This window comes from Christensenella minuta (genome assembly GCF_003628755.1).
GTDB lineage: Bacteria > Bacillota > Clostridia > Christensenellales > Christensenellaceae > Christensenella > Christensenella minuta.
Genome location: NZ_CP029256.1, coordinates 1,061,645 through 1,080,194 on the forward strand (window position 1 = coordinate 1,061,645; position 18,550 = coordinate 1,080,194).

The 18,550-nt window shown below is 50.7% G+C and carries 12 protein-coding genes, 1 tRNA gene, 1 pseudogene and 1 riboswitch; of the genes and pseudogenes, 6 read left to right on the plus strand and 8 right to left on the minus strand.

Going from position 1 to position 18,550, the window contains the following annotated elements:
• Positions 1-16: 16 nt before the first annotated feature.
• Both B1H56_RS05140 and B1H56_RS05145 read right to left on the minus strand, forming a co-directional pair.
• Positions 17-5,989 carry a GLUG motif-containing protein gene (locus B1H56_RS05140; protein ID WP_066518220.1) on the minus strand — a complete coding sequence of 1,991 codons (5,973 nt, stop codon included), beginning with the start codon at positions 5,987-5,989 and terminating at the stop codon, positions 17-19.
• A gap of 205 nt (positions 5,990-6,194) precedes the next feature.
• Positions 6,195-6,417: riboswitch (cobalamin riboswitch) on the minus strand.
• A 349-nt stretch (positions 6,418-6,766) separates the two neighbouring features.
• A tRNA-Val gene (locus tag B1H56_RS05145) sits at positions 6,767-6,843 on the minus strand.
• Positions 6,844-6,949: 106 nt separating this feature from the next.
• Between B1H56_RS05145 and B1H56_RS05150 the strand changes: the two genes are divergently transcribed.
• On the plus strand, positions 6,950-7,474 hold the full coding sequence (locus B1H56_RS05150; RefSeq protein WP_066518217.1) for a DUF4364 family protein: 525 nt from the start codon (positions 6,950-6,952) through the stop codon (positions 7,472-7,474).
• Here B1H56_RS05150 and B1H56_RS05155 read toward each other — a convergent pair.
• Genes B1H56_RS05155 through B1H56_RS05165 form a run of 3 tightly spaced genes read right to left on the minus strand, consistent with a single transcriptional unit; the run spans position 7,466 to position 11,416 of the window.
• Positions 7,466-8,572: a bifunctional folylpolyglutamate synthase/dihydrofolate synthase gene (locus tag B1H56_RS05155; RefSeq protein WP_066518215.1), complete on the minus strand. Its 1,107-nt coding sequence runs from the start codon at positions 8,570-8,572 to the stop codon at positions 7,466-7,468. The genes B1H56_RS05150 and B1H56_RS05155 overlap by 9 nt on opposite strands.
• Before the next feature lie 2 nt (positions 8,573-8,574).
• The gene (locus B1H56_RS05160; protein ID WP_066518213.1) at positions 8,575-11,211 is read right to left on the minus strand and encodes a valine--tRNA ligase; all 2,637 of its coding nucleotides are present in this window, start codon (positions 11,209-11,211) and stop codon (positions 8,575-8,577) included.
• A 19-nt stretch (positions 11,212-11,230) separates the two neighbouring features.
• Positions 11,231-11,416, minus strand: a complete 186-nt coding sequence (locus tag B1H56_RS05165; RefSeq protein ID WP_066518211.1) for a hypothetical protein — start codon at positions 11,414-11,416, stop codon at positions 11,231-11,233.
• Between the two features lie 148 nt (positions 11,417-11,564).
• Between B1H56_RS05165 and ppk1 the strand changes: the two genes are divergently transcribed.
• The 3 genes from ppk1 to B1H56_RS05180 all read left to right on the plus strand — a co-directional run bounded on the left by ppk1 (position 11,565) and on the right by B1H56_RS05180 (position 15,725).
• Positions 11,565-13,670: a polyphosphate kinase 1 gene (ppk1, locus tag B1H56_RS05170; protein WP_066518208.1), complete on the plus strand. Its 2,106-nt coding sequence runs from the start codon at positions 11,565-11,567 to the stop codon at positions 13,668-13,670.
• Between the two features lie 221 nt (positions 13,671-13,891).
• Complete coding sequence (locus B1H56_RS05175) at positions 13,892-14,341, plus strand: MarR family winged helix-turn-helix transcriptional regulator (protein ID WP_066518206.1); 450 nt, start codon at positions 13,892-13,894, stop codon at positions 14,339-14,341.
• A 1-nt stretch (position 14,342) separates the two neighbouring features.
• A complete protein-coding gene (locus B1H56_RS05180) occupies positions 14,343-15,725 on the plus strand; it encodes an MATE family efflux transporter (RefSeq protein WP_066518203.1) in 1,383 nt (460 codons plus the stop codon).
• A gap of 48 nt (positions 15,726-15,773) precedes the next feature.
• Here the strand turns inward: B1H56_RS05180 and B1H56_RS05185 are convergent, their stop codons facing one another.
• Positions 15,774-16,622, minus strand: coding sequence for a class II fructose-bisphosphate aldolase (locus tag B1H56_RS05185; protein ID WP_066518202.1), 849 nt, complete (start codon positions 16,620-16,622; stop codon positions 15,774-15,776).
• Between the two features lie 152 nt (positions 16,623-16,774).
• Here B1H56_RS05185 and B1H56_RS15140 point away from each other — a divergent pair.
• Both B1H56_RS15140 and B1H56_RS05190 read left to right on the plus strand, forming a co-directional pair.
• Positions 16,775-16,936: pseudogene (locus tag B1H56_RS15140) on the plus strand (DeoR family transcriptional regulator); the annotation flags it as partial.
• Positions 16,937-16,993: 57 nt separating this feature from the next.
• A complete protein-coding gene (locus B1H56_RS05190; protein ID WP_242866588.1) occupies positions 16,994-17,536 on the plus strand; it encodes a DeoR/GlpR family DNA-binding transcription regulator in 543 nt (180 codons plus the stop codon).
• A 72-nt stretch (positions 17,537-17,608) separates the two neighbouring features.
• Here B1H56_RS05190 and B1H56_RS05195 read toward each other — a convergent pair whose 3' ends face one another.
• Positions 17,609-18,031 carry a DUF3021 domain-containing protein gene (locus B1H56_RS05195; protein ID WP_066518200.1) on the minus strand — a complete coding sequence of 141 codons (423 nt, stop codon included), beginning with the start codon at positions 18,029-18,031 and terminating at the stop codon, positions 17,609-17,611.
• 5 nt (positions 18,032-18,036) lie between these two features.
• Entirely contained in the window at positions 18,037-18,480 is a 444-nt protein-coding gene (locus B1H56_RS05200) for a LytTR family DNA-binding domain-containing protein (RefSeq protein WP_066518198.1), read from the minus strand.
• Between the last annotated feature and the right edge of the window lie 70 nt (positions 18,481-18,550).

Sequence of the window (18,550 nt, forward strand, 5' to 3'; positions counted from 1 at the left end):
TCCGCCTCTTTTCCTCTCAATTCCTTCTGCGCCGCCTGCGGTCCAGAACCAATACCGCAAATACCGCTGCGGCAGCAACCGCCAGCAGGACAGCATAGCCGCCAATATCCTGCGCATCTCCTGTCTGGGGTGTAGCTGCCCCGGATACCGCATCCGTACTTTCGGCTTTCTCTGCCAGCGCATACAGGCTGAAATGATCGGTTTCAAAATAGGCCATATCCCCTTCCACCGTCACCGTATATTCTACGCGCGTCCCATCCGCAGCAATGCGGTATATGGCGAGCCTTGCCGTATCGTACCCGGCCGGGACCGGAATACCAACCCGCACTTTGCCGTTCGGCTGCACCGGATTGCCGTCAGTATCCAAAAGCTGGATTTGAAACAGCACAAACCCCGACGCATCCTTGCCGATCGCTTTTTGCGCCAATGCAAAGTCCGGACCGGATTCTATTTTTTCCACTTTAACAACCGTTCCTTTCGGGACCACCGTCGTATCCGTACCGATCGTGATTCCCGTGTCCTTGTCCGTGTCCTGCACCGGCTTCATCCACTCCTGCAGCGATCCGGCAACACTGTAGATGTTATACCCCGAAGTTGTCAGGCGGCTATATGCTACCAACGCACGGAAGCCCTGTTCTGTCGCAAGCGCGTCTGCCGTCGTGTGGCCGGTATATCCGAAGCGGTTGTCCGGCGTTACAAAGCTCATCAGGTTCTGATATACGCTGTTTCCATTTTTTACAAACCGGCTGTCCGTATTTGCATCGATCCCGAGGGAAGTCAGCGCGATTACGACCATTGCCGCGTCATTACTGTTTTCCTCGCCGTAATATGTATATCCGCCGTTTGAAGACTGGGCCGCAGATAAATAGTCGAGCGCATCTGCAATTGCGGACGCAACCTCCATTTTGTCCTGATACGGAGCGAGCGCCGAAAGGACGATTGCCGTCATGCCCGCTTCCGATTCTCCCGGCAGATACGACCATCCGCCGTCCGCATTCCTGTTCGCAAGCAGGTATTCGACAGCTTTTTCCCTTGTGTTTACCGCACCGGAAGGCAAGGTATAGTTTCCTGAATCATACGCCAATAATGCAAAGGCCTGTGCATTGACCGTATTAAGGCGCCGATCCGGTAAATTTGCGATGACATCCACATACTGCTGCGCATCCATATGAAGCGCAGTCATCATCAGTACCAATCGTTCATAATCGGTTGCATTGTTTGCACGGATATGCGAAATTGATTCCTTGATGAAATTTACCTTTGCGTTTCCTGAAGCGAATACCTTATCCGCCCCCACATAAGCCGCCATATCAAACGCCGCCCAGTCGGATGCGGAATCTTCATATGATAGATTCTTATAGCTGCCCGCAATCGTGCTTATCACATCATTCGCCGAAGCGCTGCTTTTTGCGCCCTGCAGCTCGACCGTAACAGGCTGTGCAACCGTTTCACCGTCCTGGGTGAACAGCAGCATAACCTGCTCTTCTACCGGGCCGAGCGAGGTGTTTTTGCGTACCAGTTTATACCGCCCGAGAGGCTGGTCTGAGCTGGTAACATAATTATTTTCGCCCGTCTCGCGGTACATCACCTTAATATTATTGTCCGGTGTTTCACCTGATTTCAGCTTAGCGACAAGCGATGTGATGTCTGTGTTTTCCTCCACTGTATTGGGGATCGTTACATGGCTTTCGTATTTCTCCGCTTCCTGCTTAAGCGCAGTTTTATCCGCTTCTTCTTTTGCCTGCGCCGCCAGCATTTCCTGAAGCTTGGCAGCTGCCTGTTCTTTTGTAAGCGCAGTCTTTTCCGCTGCCGAGTCCGTAGCCTCATGCGCACCGCTTATATAATTTCCCAATCCTTTTATCTTGGTTCCCAGGCTTGTTTCGCTATTTCCATAGCAGTCTTTTAGTGTAAGAAGATCATCGTTATACGACCAAATCGTACCGTCGAATGCACCTGCGAAACCACCGTTATAGCTCCAGCCCGGCGTGAGTGTTCCCGTACTCACGCATTCTTTGACTGTGCCGGAGACAGAACCTGCAAAACCGCCGAAATAGTAGCCGTAACCGTCCTCTATTGCCACAACATTGCCTGCTGCATAACAACGCTCAACGGAGGTTCCCATGCCAATGCTACCCGCAAAACCGCCTGTAGTATAGCCTCCTACAACATTTCCTGCCGCATGGCTCCTATAGATGCTGGCATTACCATAGTTACTTCCCACGAAACCGCCTGTGGAGTTGCCGCCGAACACATTGCCCGTCGCTTCACATTGTGAGATATTCCCTTTATTCCATCCCACGAGGCCGCCGACATGGCCGGACTCCGTGTTATCCGCGCTGCCCGTGCTGGCCGTCACTTCGACGCTGGAGGTACATCTGTCGATCATGCTGAACGCCGATTTTCCCTCCTTACTTCCGCCATCATTGATCCCTACGAGACCGCCCGCATCCGTCTGTTTGATTACCGATGTGCCGGTTGCGTTCAGAGCGCCCGACACATGGCAGTTTCCAATCAGGTTTGCTTTTTCATTTACAATATCCGCGCGCGCCATTCCAACCAGAACGCCAATTTTGCTTCCGCCTTCAACGAATGCGTTTTCCACTGTCAGGTTAAGGAGGGATGCCCCTTCGATCACACCGAACAAACCGATATTTTGGCTTCCTATACTCTTTTTGATTTTCAGGTTCTCTATCTTATGTCCGTTACCGTCGAATATTCCGCTGAAAGGCACTGCCTCGCTGCCAATCGGCGAAGCCGTAATACCGGAAAGATCGATATTCGCTGCCAGCTTATAGTTCTTCGCCCAGTCGACCGCCTGATTGGTGCTGTCCATCAGCGCGACTAGCTGTTCCTGGGTGGCAATCGTTTCATATTGCACCGGAGCAGGCGCGGTCATTTCCGCCCATGTCGGCGCTTTATATCCGTTCGCCGCCGTTCCTTCATACCATACGATCTTATCTCCCGATTTAATCCGCGCCGATGAAACACCTACCGGAGACTGTTTATCATTGATCGTGAACATCCAGCCTTCCGGCTCCTCCAACGTTTTACCGTTGATGGCTTTGATGAATGTTCCCGTAGAGCTCTGTTCCGCAGAATACGTCATTTGCCCGGCGGCCTGCGCCGCCTGCATCACCTGTTCTGCCGTAATATTTTCTCCTTCTGCCTTCACGGTGAACGGTACCGCAGGCTTTATAAACTGGTATGTCTTGGCATCCCAGTTTGCAATCAGTATCTGTACGCTCAACGGCCCTGCCGCAGGCGTATCGGCCGCGGGCGCGGCGTTCACAAGGTAAGGATAACCATTGTTGATGATCCTCCCATCCGATCCGGTATCTGCCTTCCACGCGTTTCCCAGCAATGAAGCAAATCCCGCCGTCTTCATCTCCGCCGCTGTTTTAGCTGTTGCCGCAACCGAAACAACTTCTGTATCCGGTTTTAATTTGTCAGAATTATAATATCCGTTGGTTACGGTGCCCACCGTATTAAAAGAGAAGCCTTTCCCGCCAACGAGCGGTCCGCCTGTTCCGGCTGAAGCAGCCACGTCGACCGAGGCGTAAACGTTCGTGAGTACGGCAGGGCTTGAAAGCATCCCCGCAAAACCGGCTGCCTCATTGTTCCCATTCACTGTGCCTGCCGCATAGCAATCCGTGACCGCGCCGTCTTCTGCTCCTCCGACAAAACCGCCAACTGCCCTGTAACCGGAAACGCTTGCGGAAGAAAAGCTTTCACTGACCGAACCCGTATTCCTTCCAACAAGCCCTCCCGTCATCATCCCCGTATTCTGATACGTTACGCTGCCGCCTGAAACGCCGCACTGCCGAATCGTACCTTCATTGTTTCCGACAAGCCCGCCAACACGGTTATTATATTTGGATACCACCGATGACTGGATGGAAAAGCATTTCTCTATTATGCCCTTGTTATTGGAAACGAGCGCTGCCGGCGCACCGTTGGAATCGTTTCCTGTAAATTCCACCGCTGCGTGCCCGAGCGTCAGGTTGCGGACGATACCATCCGTGCCTACATAGCTAAACAGAGCTTCGCCCGCAATAGAAAGATTCCTGATCGTATGTCCATCGCCATCAAAGATACCTGTAAAAGCTTTTTCTCCTGAAGCGCCGTTATTATATTTACCGATGACTTTTCCGGCCAGGCCTTCCATATCGAGGTCGTTCGCCAGCTTATAGTTCTTCGTCAGGTCAGCCGCCGCCTCCGCCAGCGCAAGCAATTCATCCGGCGTAGAAATCAGGATAAAGCCCTGATCGTCCTTTTTCACAAATGAATAAGCCGCACTCCCTGCGGACTCCCTCCCGTCCGTATAGTCCGTGCTTCCGGAGGGCGCGATGGCCTGTACCGTGAAGGAATAATCGCCTGTTTCCGTGATGACCGCCTTGAAATCCCTGGATGTCCCCGCGATGTTCGTATAGGTATCGACAAGCGTATCTGTGTTTTTATAAAGCTTGACCGTATATGACTCCGCGCCTGTTACCGCATTCCATGAGGCAGTCGCGTCCGTCCATTTGAGGCCGGAGGGCTGCGCTAGCTCTGCCGGGCCGGTGGACCCGCCGCTTCCTTCGGGAGCCTGTACGTTCACGAGGTATGGATACCCGCCGTTTTTGCTGTCGTCCTGCGTCCACGCGGACCCAAGCGTCCCCGCGAGCGTTTTTAGTTCACTCTCAGTTTTTCCTGAAAAATAATTGTCTGCCGTGTGGTCATTTTCCGTTCCATGTCCGGCAATAGAAGCTGTGGAAAGATAAAATGCCTTTGCTGCGGAGCTCGAGAAAGCTAACCCGCCGCCGTAAAATTTTCCGAAATAGTTATATTTCCCCGTTGACGTTCCCTGCGAAACAACGGGAGAAATGGTATAGCAGGATACAAATTTTCCGCCATCAATATTGCCTGAAAAACCTCCGATATATTTGCTACCCGTTACCTCTCCGGCAGAAAAACTGTTTTCGATCTGTCCGTTTGTTATATTTCCTGCAAATCCGCCCGCCTTATTGCTGGTCGATTCCACGGCTGCGGTGGTGTAGCATTCGTCAATTGAATTTGAATTTCTTCCTACGAAGCCGCCGATCTCCGTTCCGCGGCCATTCGTCCCTGTAAACTGTACCGTGCCGCCGGAAACATAGCACTGAGATACCGTCTTGTTGTTATATCCGGCAAAACCGCCGGTATAGCCCATGGTTGCAGCGCTTTCCGATGTTACAGTACTCCCGGTAACCGAGCTATTTGTTATTATTCCTTCGTTATTCCCTACGGCGCCTCCCGCATAGGAATAACGTACGGAAAGACTGCTGTCCGTTACCTTGCATCCGGAAACCGTTCCCTTATTATAGCCCGCGAGAATCCCCATTCCCTTTGTATAGCTCTCGTTGGTATCGGTAATCTCCGCTCCTTTTAATACCACATCCTGCACGGCGCCTGTTATATGGCCAAACAGGCCGGTATATCCTGTAGATGAAGTAATCGTCAGATTACTGATTGTCTGGCCGTTTCCGTCAAAGGTCCCCGAAAACGGTGTTGCGCCGCTGCCAATCGGCTGTGCCGTGGTTATGCCGCTCATGTCAATGGGCGCCGTTACTTTCAGCTTTGCAGTCCAATAGGAAGGATCTTTCATCACCGCAAGTAAATCGTCCGGCGAAGAAATCAGCGTATACTCTCCATCGGCCGCAAGCGACAACGCACCGAGCCCTTCGTCTTCCTCTAACGCCATCACCGCCATATCTGCCGCCGGTGCAGCAGATGACGACACTTCGGGCTGCACCGATTCCGCCGCCGAGGGATCTGGCGCCTTCTCCAGCTCCGGGCTTGCCGGCGGCGCCGGAGATGCCGACGCTTCAGGAGCCCGGGTCTCCTGTGGAGTTCCTTCCGCAGCCGGCGCCTCCGCCGTTGCCGGCACCTCTTCCGCCATTGCAGTCCCTGTAATACTGAACAGCATTACAACAGCCAAAAATACTGCCAGAATTCTCTTGTTCCTTTTCATTCTTCTTCTCCTTTTGTGATTCCAGCCCTGCCGCATGGCAATGCGGCCTGCCGCTTCTTAAGGCTCATCCTTCTTCCTCACAAATCCAGCGCCGTTTCCCCTACAGGTCCGCAAGAACAAATAAAAAAGCTGCGGCGAATCGCTTTTCGCCGCAGCCGTATTTCTGCGTACAAGAAAATTTTCCGCTCACACTCCGGCGGTCATCTTCCCTTTTATCGTTTTTGTAGGTCTTCTGACTTACGCTTTTAAAATCTTATGATTTTACGTTCGACACCCTGCCTTCCCAGTTTCCCAGTGACTGATTTTCATCAACAGGCATCGGACTCGGCGCTTACAGCGGCGGATTCCGTCCGGGATTTTCACCCGATTCCCTTGTTCATCCCTGCGGACCGAATACGCCGCAGAGCCACAAAAATCTGTATTCAATTGTATCTATCATACCATATCGTCTTCAATTTATACAGGTAAAATTTTTGCTTTTTATCATTTTTTTCAGAGAACTTTGGAAAGGCTGAACGGGCGGAATTTCACGCAGGGCGGCAGCGGGAAGGCGGCGGCTACGCTGCCCCGGCTCATGGCCCATGCGGATCGGGCTGAACCGCTGCGCTAATTTACCCGCCGTTTTTTATAAGCAGCTTGCTACATACAAGTCGTTTTTTCTTCGCTGCGTTTGGCCGAGACATGCGCTTACACAAAAAGGACAGGCTTAACACCTGTCCTTTAAACTAGTTGTCACTCCAAACACTCTATCCATAAAAGGTTCGGATATGACCAGCTTGGTGGGGTTGACTGGGCTCGAACCAGCGACTTCCACGATGTCAACGTGGTACTCTGACCAACTGAGTTACAACCCCGTTATTTTGTCACCTCTATTATTATACATGAATTCATATAAAATTCAAGCGTTCCTTCCGAAAGATTTCCCTATATGTTATAATAAATGACGGAGGGACAGTTCCTATGAAAGTAAAACCCAAACAAACCATGGCTCATAATAAATTGCTGCTGCTTTACCTGCTCGAAAAAAGCGGTATGGCGCTTTCGGAACTACAGCTTGTCCGTATCATGACCGAGCTTTCGTTTATGGGGTATTTCGATCTCAAGGAGTGCATTTTCGAGCTTGAGCAAGGCGGCCATGTTTATTCCAGGACGACTCCCCAGAATACGGTTTACGGCATTACGGATGCAGGGGCCAATATGCTCAATGTCCTTGTAAGCGATTTGCGTTTGTCCTTTCGCGAAACGGTTGACGCGTACTTGAAGGAGCACAAGGATGAACTGGAGCTTGAATCCCAGCTTGTAGGGGAATATATCAAGCTGGCGCAAAACGAATACCGGGTCATTTTGAAGGTACTGGAGCACGATCGTACGATCTTTGAGATCAACAGCATTGTATATTCCAAGACCGAAGCGCAAAAAATTGTGGATAACTGGCGCAAGAACGCCGTCAGTATTTATAAAGATGTGGTCCTGCGCTTAGGTTAATTGCCGAAGCGCATGGGACGCCAGATAAAAAGAGCCGCATACGACAAGTATGCCTTTTTTTTGCTCTGCCAGGCGCCGGGCCTCCCGAAAGGCATAATCCGGGTCTTCCATGGTGACGGCATGGTCAAAATAAGGCGCAAGCTCCCTCGCGGGGAGTCCCCTCTTTTTTTCGGCACACGTGCACACCACCCTGTTCGCAAAGCTACTGATCCCTTCCGCGATTCCCTCGATATCTTTGTCCCGCATGATCGCAGTGAGCGCCGTAATATCCTCGTGCGGATAGTGCTTTTTCACCGTTCGGGCCAGTTCTGCGACCGCGTCTGTATTGTGCGCGCCGTCGATTACGACGCGCCCCGCCGCCTGCGCGCGCGCAGGAATGACCGCTCCGGCAAGACCGCTGCGGATAGATTTTTCGGCCATCCCAAGCTCTGCCGCGGCCATCAGCGCTACGCATGCATTTTCTACCTGCATAGGGGATATCGCTTTTATTTCGAGATTCTTATAGTGCTTTCCATCATAGGTAAAATCAAAACGCTGTCCTGTGACCGTGCTCTCCTTCACGCTGATCTTTTTCTCATCAAGCACGATCAGCCGCGCGTTCTTTCCTTTGCATGTCTGCCGTATCACCCGCATGGCTTCTTCTTTTTGCGGATGCGAAATGACAATGGAATCCCGTTTGATAATCCCACATTTCTCGCGCGCAATTTCTGTCAGCGTATTTCCGAGGATCGCCATATGGTCATAGCTGATCGGCGTCAATATCTGCATTTCAGCGGGAACGATATTCGTTGGGTCGAGCCGCCCGCCGAGCCCTGTTTCGATTACTGCATATTCAACGCTCCGGTCTTCAAACCACGCAAGCGCGGCATGCGTCCAAACGCAAAAGAGGTGCATTTCCCCCGCACCTCTTACGCGCTGCATGTATCCACCGTATTCTGTTTGGGAAATCATTTCTCCGTCGATCTTCATTCGCTCGCATGGCGAAATGATATGCGGCGAGGTAAACAGGCCGCAGGGCTTCTCCCGGGAAATAATATCGGCGATATACTGTGCCGTGGAGCCCTTGGCGTTCGTCCCTGCCAAATGCACATATTGCATGTTTACTTCATGCCCTCCATAAACAAGATACGCTCGGCAAGCTTACCGCGCATCTCAAGATAGGTATCCAGTTTGGCGCGTTCCTCTTCGACCACCTTGGCAGGCGCTTTCTCCGTAAACCCCTTGTTTCCGAGCTTACCTTCTGCGCGCTTAATCTCGCTCTCGTTTTTTTCCGCTTCCTTCTTTAAGCGAGCCAGCTCTTTTTCCACATCGATCAACTCCACAAGGGGCATAAAGGCCTCGCCCACCGCGCAAACCGCGGATACGCTGTTTTGCGGGATCCGCGCTTTGTCTTCGATGACCTCGACCTCGCTGGCATATGCGAGGCGTTTCAGATATTCCGCACAGGCATGGATCGCATCCGCATGCTTCGTAAGCACGGTGATCTTTGCTTTCACGCTTGGCGGAACATTCATTTCTGCGCGCACATTGCGGATGGAACGGATCAGGTCCATCACGCCGTTCATCATATCCGCTTGCTCCCTGCCGCCTTCGTATGCCGGTTTTGGCCACGGCCCCAGCATGATCGTTTCCGCCGCACCGGGCAGACTCGTATAAATTTCTTCCGTAATGAACGGCATAAAGGGATGCAAAAGCTTCAGCGTATTTTCCAGCACATACACAAGAACGCTGATCGTCGCTGACTTCACATCCTCATCCTCGCCGTACAGGCGCGGCTTTGCCATTTCGATATACCAATCGCACAGCTCGCTCCACGAGAAATCATAAATCTTCTGTGCCGCAAGGCCAAGGTCATATTTTTCGATATTGTCCGTGCACTCGCGGATGGCGCCGTTCAGTTTCGCGAGAATCCAACGATCCGCAATGTCGAGCTTTTCTTCCTCGACCGGGGCTGCCTCACCCTCGCCGATATTCATCAGTACAAAGCGGGAAGCATTCCATATCTTATTGGCAAAATTCCGTGCCGCTTCCACTTTTTCCCAGTAAAAGCGCATATCATTTCCCGGGCTGTTTCCTACCGCGAGGGAAAACCGGAGCGCATCTGCTCCGTATTTTCCAATCACCTCAAGAGGATCGATTCCGTTGCCGAGGGATTTAGACATTTTGCGGCCCTCACTGTCGCGTACAATGCCATGGATATCCACCGTATGGAAGGGCTCCTCGCCCATGATCTCGATACCAAAAATAATCATCCGGGCGACCCAGAAGAAAATAATGTCATAGCCCGTTACAAGCACATCCGTCGGATAATAATAATCGAGCTCCGGCGTTTTATCCGGCCATCCGAGCGTGGAGAAAGGCCAAAGGCCCGAAGAGAACCACGTATCGAGCACGTCCTCATCCTGTATAAATTCCGTACAGCCGCATTCCGGGCATGCGGAAGGCGCTTCCACCGTCACAATGAGTTTCCCGCACTCCTTGCACGTATAGGCCGGGATACGATGCCCCCACCAGAGCTGGCGCGAGATGCACCAGTCACGGATATTATACAACCAGTTAAAATAGATTTTGGAAAAACGCTCGGGCACAAATTTCACCTTGCCCGTTTCCACCGCTTCGATCGCAGGCTGCGCAAGCTCCTTCATCTTCACGAACCACTGGCGTGAGATGATTGGCTCGATCACCGTATGGCAGCGGTAGCAATGCCCGACATTATGCTTATAATCCTCAATTTTCACGAGCGCGCCGCATGCTTTAAGGTCGTCCACGATTTGCCTGCGGGCTTCGTCCCTATCCATACCCGCATATTTCCCGGCGTTTTCCGCCATCGTACCATCGTCGTTCATTACACGCACGACAGGCAGGTTATGGCGCTCGCCCACTTCATAGTCGTTCGGATCGTGCGCGGGCGTAATTTTCACCGCGCCGGTTCCAAATTCCATATCCACATATTCGTCCGCCACAACAGGTATCGGCTTGTCAAGCAGCGGCAGGATCACATTTTTGCCCACAAGGTCTTTATAGCGTTCGTCCGCAGGGTTCACGGCAACCGCCGTATCGCCGAGCATCGTCTCTGGGCGTGTCGTTGCCACTACGATGCCCTCTCCGCCGTCTTCCGCACGGTAACGCATATGCCACAGGTGGGAATCCTGCTCTTCATATTCCACTTCCGCATCCGAAAGCGCAGTCATACATTCCGGGCACCAGTTGATAATGCGGTTTCCCTGATAAATCAATCCTTTTTCATATAGGCGTACAAAAACCTCGCGCACCGCACGGCTGCATCCCTCGTCCATCGTAAAACGCTCACGTTCCCAATCGAGGGACGAGCCAAGCTTTTTCAGCTGCCGTGTAATCCTTCCGCCAAATTCTTCGCGCCATTGCCACGCGCGTTCCAGGAATTTATCGCGTCCCAGTTCTTCCTTGGACGTTCCTTCGTCACGCAGCGCATCCACAATTTTGACCTCTGTCGCAATGCTGGCATGATCGGTCCCCGGCATCCACAGAGTGGAATAGCCCTGCATCCGTTTGGTGCGGATAATCGCATCCTGCATCATATTATCAAGCGCATGGCCCATATGGAGCTGTCCAGTAATGTTCGGCGGGGGAATCACGATCGTAAAAGGTTTTTTACCACGATCCACTTCCGCATGGAAATACCCTTTTTCAAGCCACTTCTGATAAAGCTTTTCTTCCGTTTGTTTCGGATCGTACGTTTTGCCCAGCTCTTTGCGCATCCTTCTGCCTCCAACCACTCTAAATAAAAATCATTAGGAATCCTGCGATTACAACGCCAAGCCCAATGAGTTTCGTGACAAAGTCCGCATTCTGATAACGAAAATGCCGGCCAATACGTTTTGCCGCAAAGCTCAGGACCGCCCCTGCCGCAAGCAGGATCAGTCCAGTGACCTGTAATGTTGTAATATTCGCAAAAAATTCCATAGTTTCTCCTGTTTACATACTTTTCTATTATACCGTCAACGTCTCATATTATCAAGAGAAGCGCCCATTGTAAAATTTTTGTGCGGCTATATTTTTAGCCCTTTTTGGAGTATAATAATAAGTAACATTGCATATGTGGGAGTACGCTATGGCTGAAAACAAATACAAGCATCTTATCAACCGCGATTTGAGTTGGCTAAAATTTAACGAACGGGTATTGGAGGAAGCAGAAGATCATTCCAATCCTCTGTTCGAACGTCTTAACTTTATGGCAATTTACCACAGTAACCTGAGCGAATTCCTTATGGTGCGCGTGGGCAGCCTTCATGACCGCCTTCTGCTCAAAAAGGATGAAATCGATCCCCGTTCGGGTATGACGACGCTCGAGCAGCTTCGCGCCATCAACCGTAAGATCCGCGAGCTGACTCCGCGTAAGAACCGGGCCCTGATCGAAATTTTAAGGGAGCTGGAAAATTACCATATTTTCTATAAAGCGGGCGTACATCTCACTAAGTATGAAGAACGCTTTTTGGAGCGTTATTTTGAGCGCAATGTGCTGCCATTGCTTTCCCCGCATATTCTGGATAAACACCATCCTTTCCCATTCCTCCAGAATAATACCGTATATATCGCGGTACTGTTGAAATCGAAGGACGGAAAAACACAGCTTGGCATCATCCCGGCGAGCGGGTATTTTGAGCGCCTGCTCCTTTTACCCAGCAAATATATCAAATTCACGTTGATCGAGGATTTGATTTACCGTTTTGCTTCACGTGTTTTCCCCAGACACAGGGTAGAAGCGCGCAGCATCTTTTCGATTACGCGCAATGCGGATATCGACGCGGACGAGGCCTTTTTCGACTACGATATGTCGTACCGGGACATTATGGAGATCATCGTTAAAAAGCGCAAAAAGCTTGAACCTGTAAGATTGGATATTTGCCGCAGCCAGAGCGAAGAAATTACCAAGCGCTTGATGAAAAACCTGAATTTAACACAGGACGAGGTATTCTTCAATGAAATGCCTACCGTGCTTTCCTTTGTGTCCGACCTTAAGGACCTGCTTACAGATGAAAAATACAGACCGCTTTTCTATCCCCCGCTTGTCTCACAGCCGTCCGGCCAAGTGGACCTGAATAAAAAGCTGATCCCGCAAATTCAGAAAAGAGACGTGCTGCTCTCCTATCCCTATCAGGACATGAAAACTTTCGTGCGCTTGCTGGAGGAGGCGGCCATGAATCCAAGCGTAATGTCTATCAAGATCACCCTCTACCGTGTCGCGCGCAATTCCAAGGTAATCGACGCGCTGATCCGCGCCGCTGAAAACGGCAAAGAGGTCATTACCGTGGTAGAGCTTCGCGCGCGCTTCGACGAGGAAAACAATATCGATTGGTCAAAACGGCTTCAGGAGGCGGGCGCTTCTCTGATTTATGGAATTGAAGATTATAAGGTCCATTCCAAGCTGTTGTTGATTACGATGAAGAAAAGAGACGGCGCGCTCGGTTTCATTACGCAGGTTGGAACGGGTAATTATAACGAAAGCACTGCGAAGCTGTATACCGATCTATCGCTTATTACTGCAGACGAAGACATTGCGATCAACGCGCAGGACGTATTTAAAAACCTCTGCATGGGAAGTCTGGTGGAAAATTCGGATATCCTGATGGTCTCTCCCCTAACGCTTAAGCAGTCTGTATTGCGGTATATCGACCAGGAAATCCTGATGGCAAAATCCGGCGCGCCGGCACAGCTGACGTTCAAGATCAATTCGCTGAACGATACCGATATTATCAAAAAGCTGATCGCCGCTTCCGATGCGGGCGTCAAAATCCGGATGATTATCCGCGGTATTTGCTGCCTCAATGTGGAGACCACCGGTAAAACGCGTAACATCGATATTTCCAGTATCGTCGGACGCTATCTTGAGCATTCGCGTATTTACCTGTTTGGGCCGAAGGAGCGCCAGAAGGTCTATATCTCCTCCGCTGATTTTATGTCGCGCAACACGGAACGGCGGGTAGAAGTTGCCGTTCCGGTTCTTGATCCCGACCTGAAACGCGAAATCAACGATTTGATCGATATCCAACTGAAAGACAATGTGAAGGCGCGTCACCAGGTTGGCAAGGGTGTTTACCGGAAGCTCCCCGTTCCCAAGGGCGCGCCGCGCATCGACAGCCAGGTTGAGTTGTTCAAACGCGCTTACCGCGAGGCCGGAAACCCTCTTCCCGAGTGGCTGCAGGAAAAAAATTTTTGATGAATCCGCGATATGCATTGACATTCCCAATGAAAAAAGAGTAAAGTTATAGTACAAATTTGCTATACTTCTCATGCGGCAGTCCCTTACTTCTGCCGCATCTATATGACAGAAAGAGGCCTTTGCGCCTCTTTCTTTGCATTTTCCCCCAAAGCGCTTGACTGGTCAATTATTTTGCAGTATCCTATTACTTGACTTATCAACCATTCGGAGGTTTTAATATGGAACGTGCAGAATATGTCGAACGGATCGGACGCTATATCGCCATCCTGCACCGGGCGGCGCAAAAGTATATCAACAGAAGGATGCAGCCATTCGGATTTACATCCTCGGACCATATGTTTCTAATTCACATTTCAAAAAACGAAGGGATCAACCAGCGCCGCCTCGCGCGGATTTTGTCCATCGACGAGGCTGCGGTAACGCGGGCCATAAAGAAGCTCGAATGCGGCGGCTTTGTGCTGCGTAAAAAAGACCCGGAGGATATGCGTTCTTTTTCCCTCCATCTCACGGAGCGCGGCCATAACGCGATTCCTTCGCTGATCGAGACCTTCCGTGAATGGGATGAGGTTCTCTCTGAAGGTTTTTCAGCGGAGGAATTGACGGTCCTCCGCGGACAGTTGAAAAAAATGGCCGGAAATGCGGCGATATCCGCAGAGGAGGCACGGTAATATGGAACAGGCAATCAAAAATCCTCTGGGCGTGGAAAAACCGGGGAAGTTACTTGTAAAATTCGCGGTCCCCAGCATTATCGCAATGCTCGTAAGCGCGCTTTATAATATTGTGGATCAGATCTTTATCGGCCAGAGCGTTGGAATGCTCGGCAACGCGGCGACCAATGTTGCTTTTCCGCTTACTACGGTCTGTACGGCCATCGCCCTGCTGCTCGGGATCGGCGGCGCGGCAAACTTTAACCTTTCAATGGGAGCCAGGGAAGAAAAACGCGCCTCCGGATTTATCGGCGGCTCAATCGTGCTGCTGATTACGTGCGGAGTGGTCTTGATGCTCGTGGTCCGCATCTTCCTCAATCCGATGATGCATGCGTTTGGCGCAACTCCTGACGTTCTGGAATATGCGCTTACTTATACGGGGATCACATCGTTCGGATTTCCGTTTCTCATTTTTTCAACGGGAGCGAGCAACCTGATTCGCGCGGATGGGAGTCCAAAATTTTCCATGGCTTGCGTTCTTGTGGGTGCCGTAATCAACACGATACTCGATCCCCTGTTCATCTTTGGATTCAATATGGGAATGGCTGGCGCAGCGCTGGCGACAATCCTCGGCCAAATCGTTTCCGCACTGTTCGCGGCATACTATCTGATCTTCCGCTTCAAAACAACAAGGCTTCGTAAGGATGCGTTTCAGGTAACATGGAGCAAGAGCCGCGCCATCATGGGGCTCGGCGCAGCGGCCTGCTTTAACCAGCTCGCTATGATGGCTGTGCAGATCGCCCTCAATAATGTACTTACCTATTACGGCGCCCTGTCCGTATATGGAAGTGAAATTCCTTTGGCGGTCGTAGGGATCATCATGAAGGTCAATATGATCTTTATGTCCATCATTATCGGCATCGCTCAAGGCTTGCAGCCGATTTCCAGCTTTAACTACGGCGCACAAAAATATGGCCGCGTGCGCGAGACGTACCGCAAAGCAATCACTGCGGCAACTATTATTTCCATATGCGCGTTTCTTGCGTTCCAGCTGTTTCCGCGCCAGATCATTGGAATATTCGGCGCGGGCAGCGAGGAGTATTTCCATTTTGCGGAACGCTGCTTCCGTATCTTCCTGCTGTTTACCTTTGTAAACGGCATCCAGCCTGTGACCTCCAACTTCTTTTCCTCAATCGGCAAGGCGACCAAGGGCATCTGGCTGTCCCTTACACGGCAAATCATTTTCCTGCTTCCCCTTGTGCTGATCCTCCCCGTTTTCCTCGGGATCGACGGCGTAATGTATGCCGGCCCCGTTGCGGACGGTATGGCGGCGCTGGCAGCGATTCTTCTGGTCACAAAGGAAATGAAGAACATGAAACAGCTGGAATATCTGCAGGCATCTTAACCCTGCAGATAGGACGGCGGCAGGCTCTTCCTCTTTGCCGCCGTTTTTCTATCGCATTGCTTTCCCAACGCTTCCGAAGTCCGTCATTTTCTGCACCGCCACTTTTTTTACCGCCTCCCGCATCAGGGGGCTGATCTTATCGATGACCGGCCCGTACTGCTTTATATACCGATAGGCCGCTTCACTCGCCGCAATGCTGATATCCGTATAAATATTGATCTTCTGTATCCCGTACCGGATACATTCCTGCAAGTCGTTCACAGAAAGGCCCGAACCTCCGTGCAGAACCAAATTTGTATCTGTTATACTGCGTATTTCCTTCAGCCGTTCAATATCCAGCACCGGTTTCGACTTATATACCCCGTGCTCCGTTCCAATGGCAATCGCCAGCGCATCAATTTTTGTCTTTTCAACGAACTCCTTTACGTCCATCGGTTCCGTATAGGCATATCCTTTATACTCCCCTTCCCCGCCCTCGTCAAATGCTACGTGCCCAAGCTCTCCTTCTACAGAAACGCCTCTTTCGTGCGCATAAAAAGCCATTTCAGCGCATCGCGCAATATTCTCTTCCAATAGCTCGGTTGAACAATCGTACATTACAGATGTAAATCCGGCTTCAATGGCATGCTTCAGGGTTTCTTCCGTATATCCGTGGTCAAGGTGAAGCGCTACGGGCACGCTCGCTTTCTTTGCCATCGGAACCAGGAAAGATGCAGCAGTATCAATATCGCAGCAGCCGAGCAGAGCCTCCGCCGTACCGAAAATAACAGGAGATTGTGTTTCTTCCGCGGCTTCCAATACGCCCAAAGCCATTTCGATATTGAATGTATTGAACATCCCGACTCCATATCCGCGGATGCGGGCATCCTCCAGTATTTGTTTTAAATTCACCAGCATAACAGTTTCCTCCTCCGGTTGATCCAATTCTTTAAGATTATTATACTTGTGAAGAAATTTTTTGAACAGCTGTGGCGGTAAATATGCGTTTTGCGCATTTTCAGTCATTATTCGTGGTATAATATGATCGATATCAAGCAAAGGAGTGAAATATGAATCCTCGTCACGCCCAAATATTAGAAATTATTAAGGAAAAAAAATTTGTCTCCGTATCTGCCCTCAGCCAAGTACTTTATACCAGTGAGTCTACAGTCCGCCGGGATTTGATTGTACTGGAAAAAAACGGACTGATTCAGCGGACGCGCGGCGGCGCAATTTATATGGAGGCTACAAAGCTGGAATGGCCCCTTATGTTTAAAAGACAGGCAAATATGGAAAAGAAGCAGCGCATTGCCGATTTGGCGGCCGACTTCATAAAGGATCATCAAACGATCTTCATAGACTCAAGCAGCACCTGCATGATACTTGCAAAAAGGCTGATGGAAAAAACAAACCTGACTTTACTGACAAACGGAATTATGACTGCCAGCATTCTCTCGGAGGCGACCGATTTCAATATATATTGTACCTGCGGTAAGGTTTATTCCCGCCGTTCAAGCATCGGCGGAGTCGACGCCTGCGAATATATTTCCCGCTTTTCCGCCGATGCTGCGTTTGTCTCCTGCCGTGGAATTGCCGCCGACATGGGAGTAACCGATTTTGATGCGGACGCCTCTACCGTCAAACGTACTTATCGAAAATATACCCGCAAATTGATCCTGCTTGCGGACAGCACAAAATTTGGCCAAACCTTTTTCCATCGGACCTTTGATTTTCCAGAGGTTGATATAGTGATATCCGACTGTGAGTTCCCCGCCGACATCAAGCGCCGTTTTCAGCAGAGCGGCACCGAACTTATATCGCCGGGCGTTTAACGAGCCTCTTAGATTCTCCATGCAAAAAAGGCGGCTGCAGCCGCCTTTATGATTCTTATGGATTCCAGAATATCATTCCCTGTTTTCCCGCTTAAATTCCTGCAATTTCTCGTTCATCGCCTTCCATTTCTTCCGGTTCACATTCCAGCATACAAGCCAGATTATGATATAGAAAGCGATAAAGCCTGCGTAATACCAGACGATCCATTCGCTCGGCGGAAGCCAGCCAAACCAGATCATCAGCAGGGTGCATCCGGTAATAAGGATGATAAAATGAACAATCGTCCGTACGATATAGGTTCTGTTGCTCTTGTCCGATCCGACCCAGATCAGTTGTACGCAGGCAATGAACAGTCCGAGAAACAGATCGTTCCGCAGCTCCTTAAGAGGCAGGGCGTCCGCCCCGAGTGTAATCGTAATGACCGTGCTGATCGTCAGCGCAATCAGGAATGCGGTAACCAAAACCGCCGCAAACAGGCTAAAACCTTTTCTCATTCTATTCACCTCCCCAGCCCGAGCTTTTCTTTAAGCAAGGGAGCATACTGCCGTGATATGATCTGCTTTTCCCCGTTCTCAAGCTCTACCTCTATCTTTCCATTGAGGATCGGGTTCAGTGCGCGCACCTTTGCCAGATTGATGATCGTCGACTTATTGACGCGCAGGAAATTGGTTCCCTGAAATTTTTCCTCGATTTCGTACAGGCGGAGCGCACAGTCGTATACCTTGTCTTCCGTATAGACAAAAATCCTATCATCCACACTCTCAAAATAATATACGCTGCCCGGTTCGAGCAGGAAGGTCTGCCTTCCCAGGCTCCCGACAACTTTTCTTTGCGAGCTGTTCGCAAGGGATATAATTTTCAGCAGGTCGTCATTCATCTCCGCACAGCGAATGACAATTTCATCCTGCGGGCAGGCCGGATCAATATCGAGCGTTACCTTCATAAGGCCTCTCCCCCTCTGTCTTTCAGTATAACGAACGAAAAACGCGCGTCAATGCGTTTCCCGTAAGATG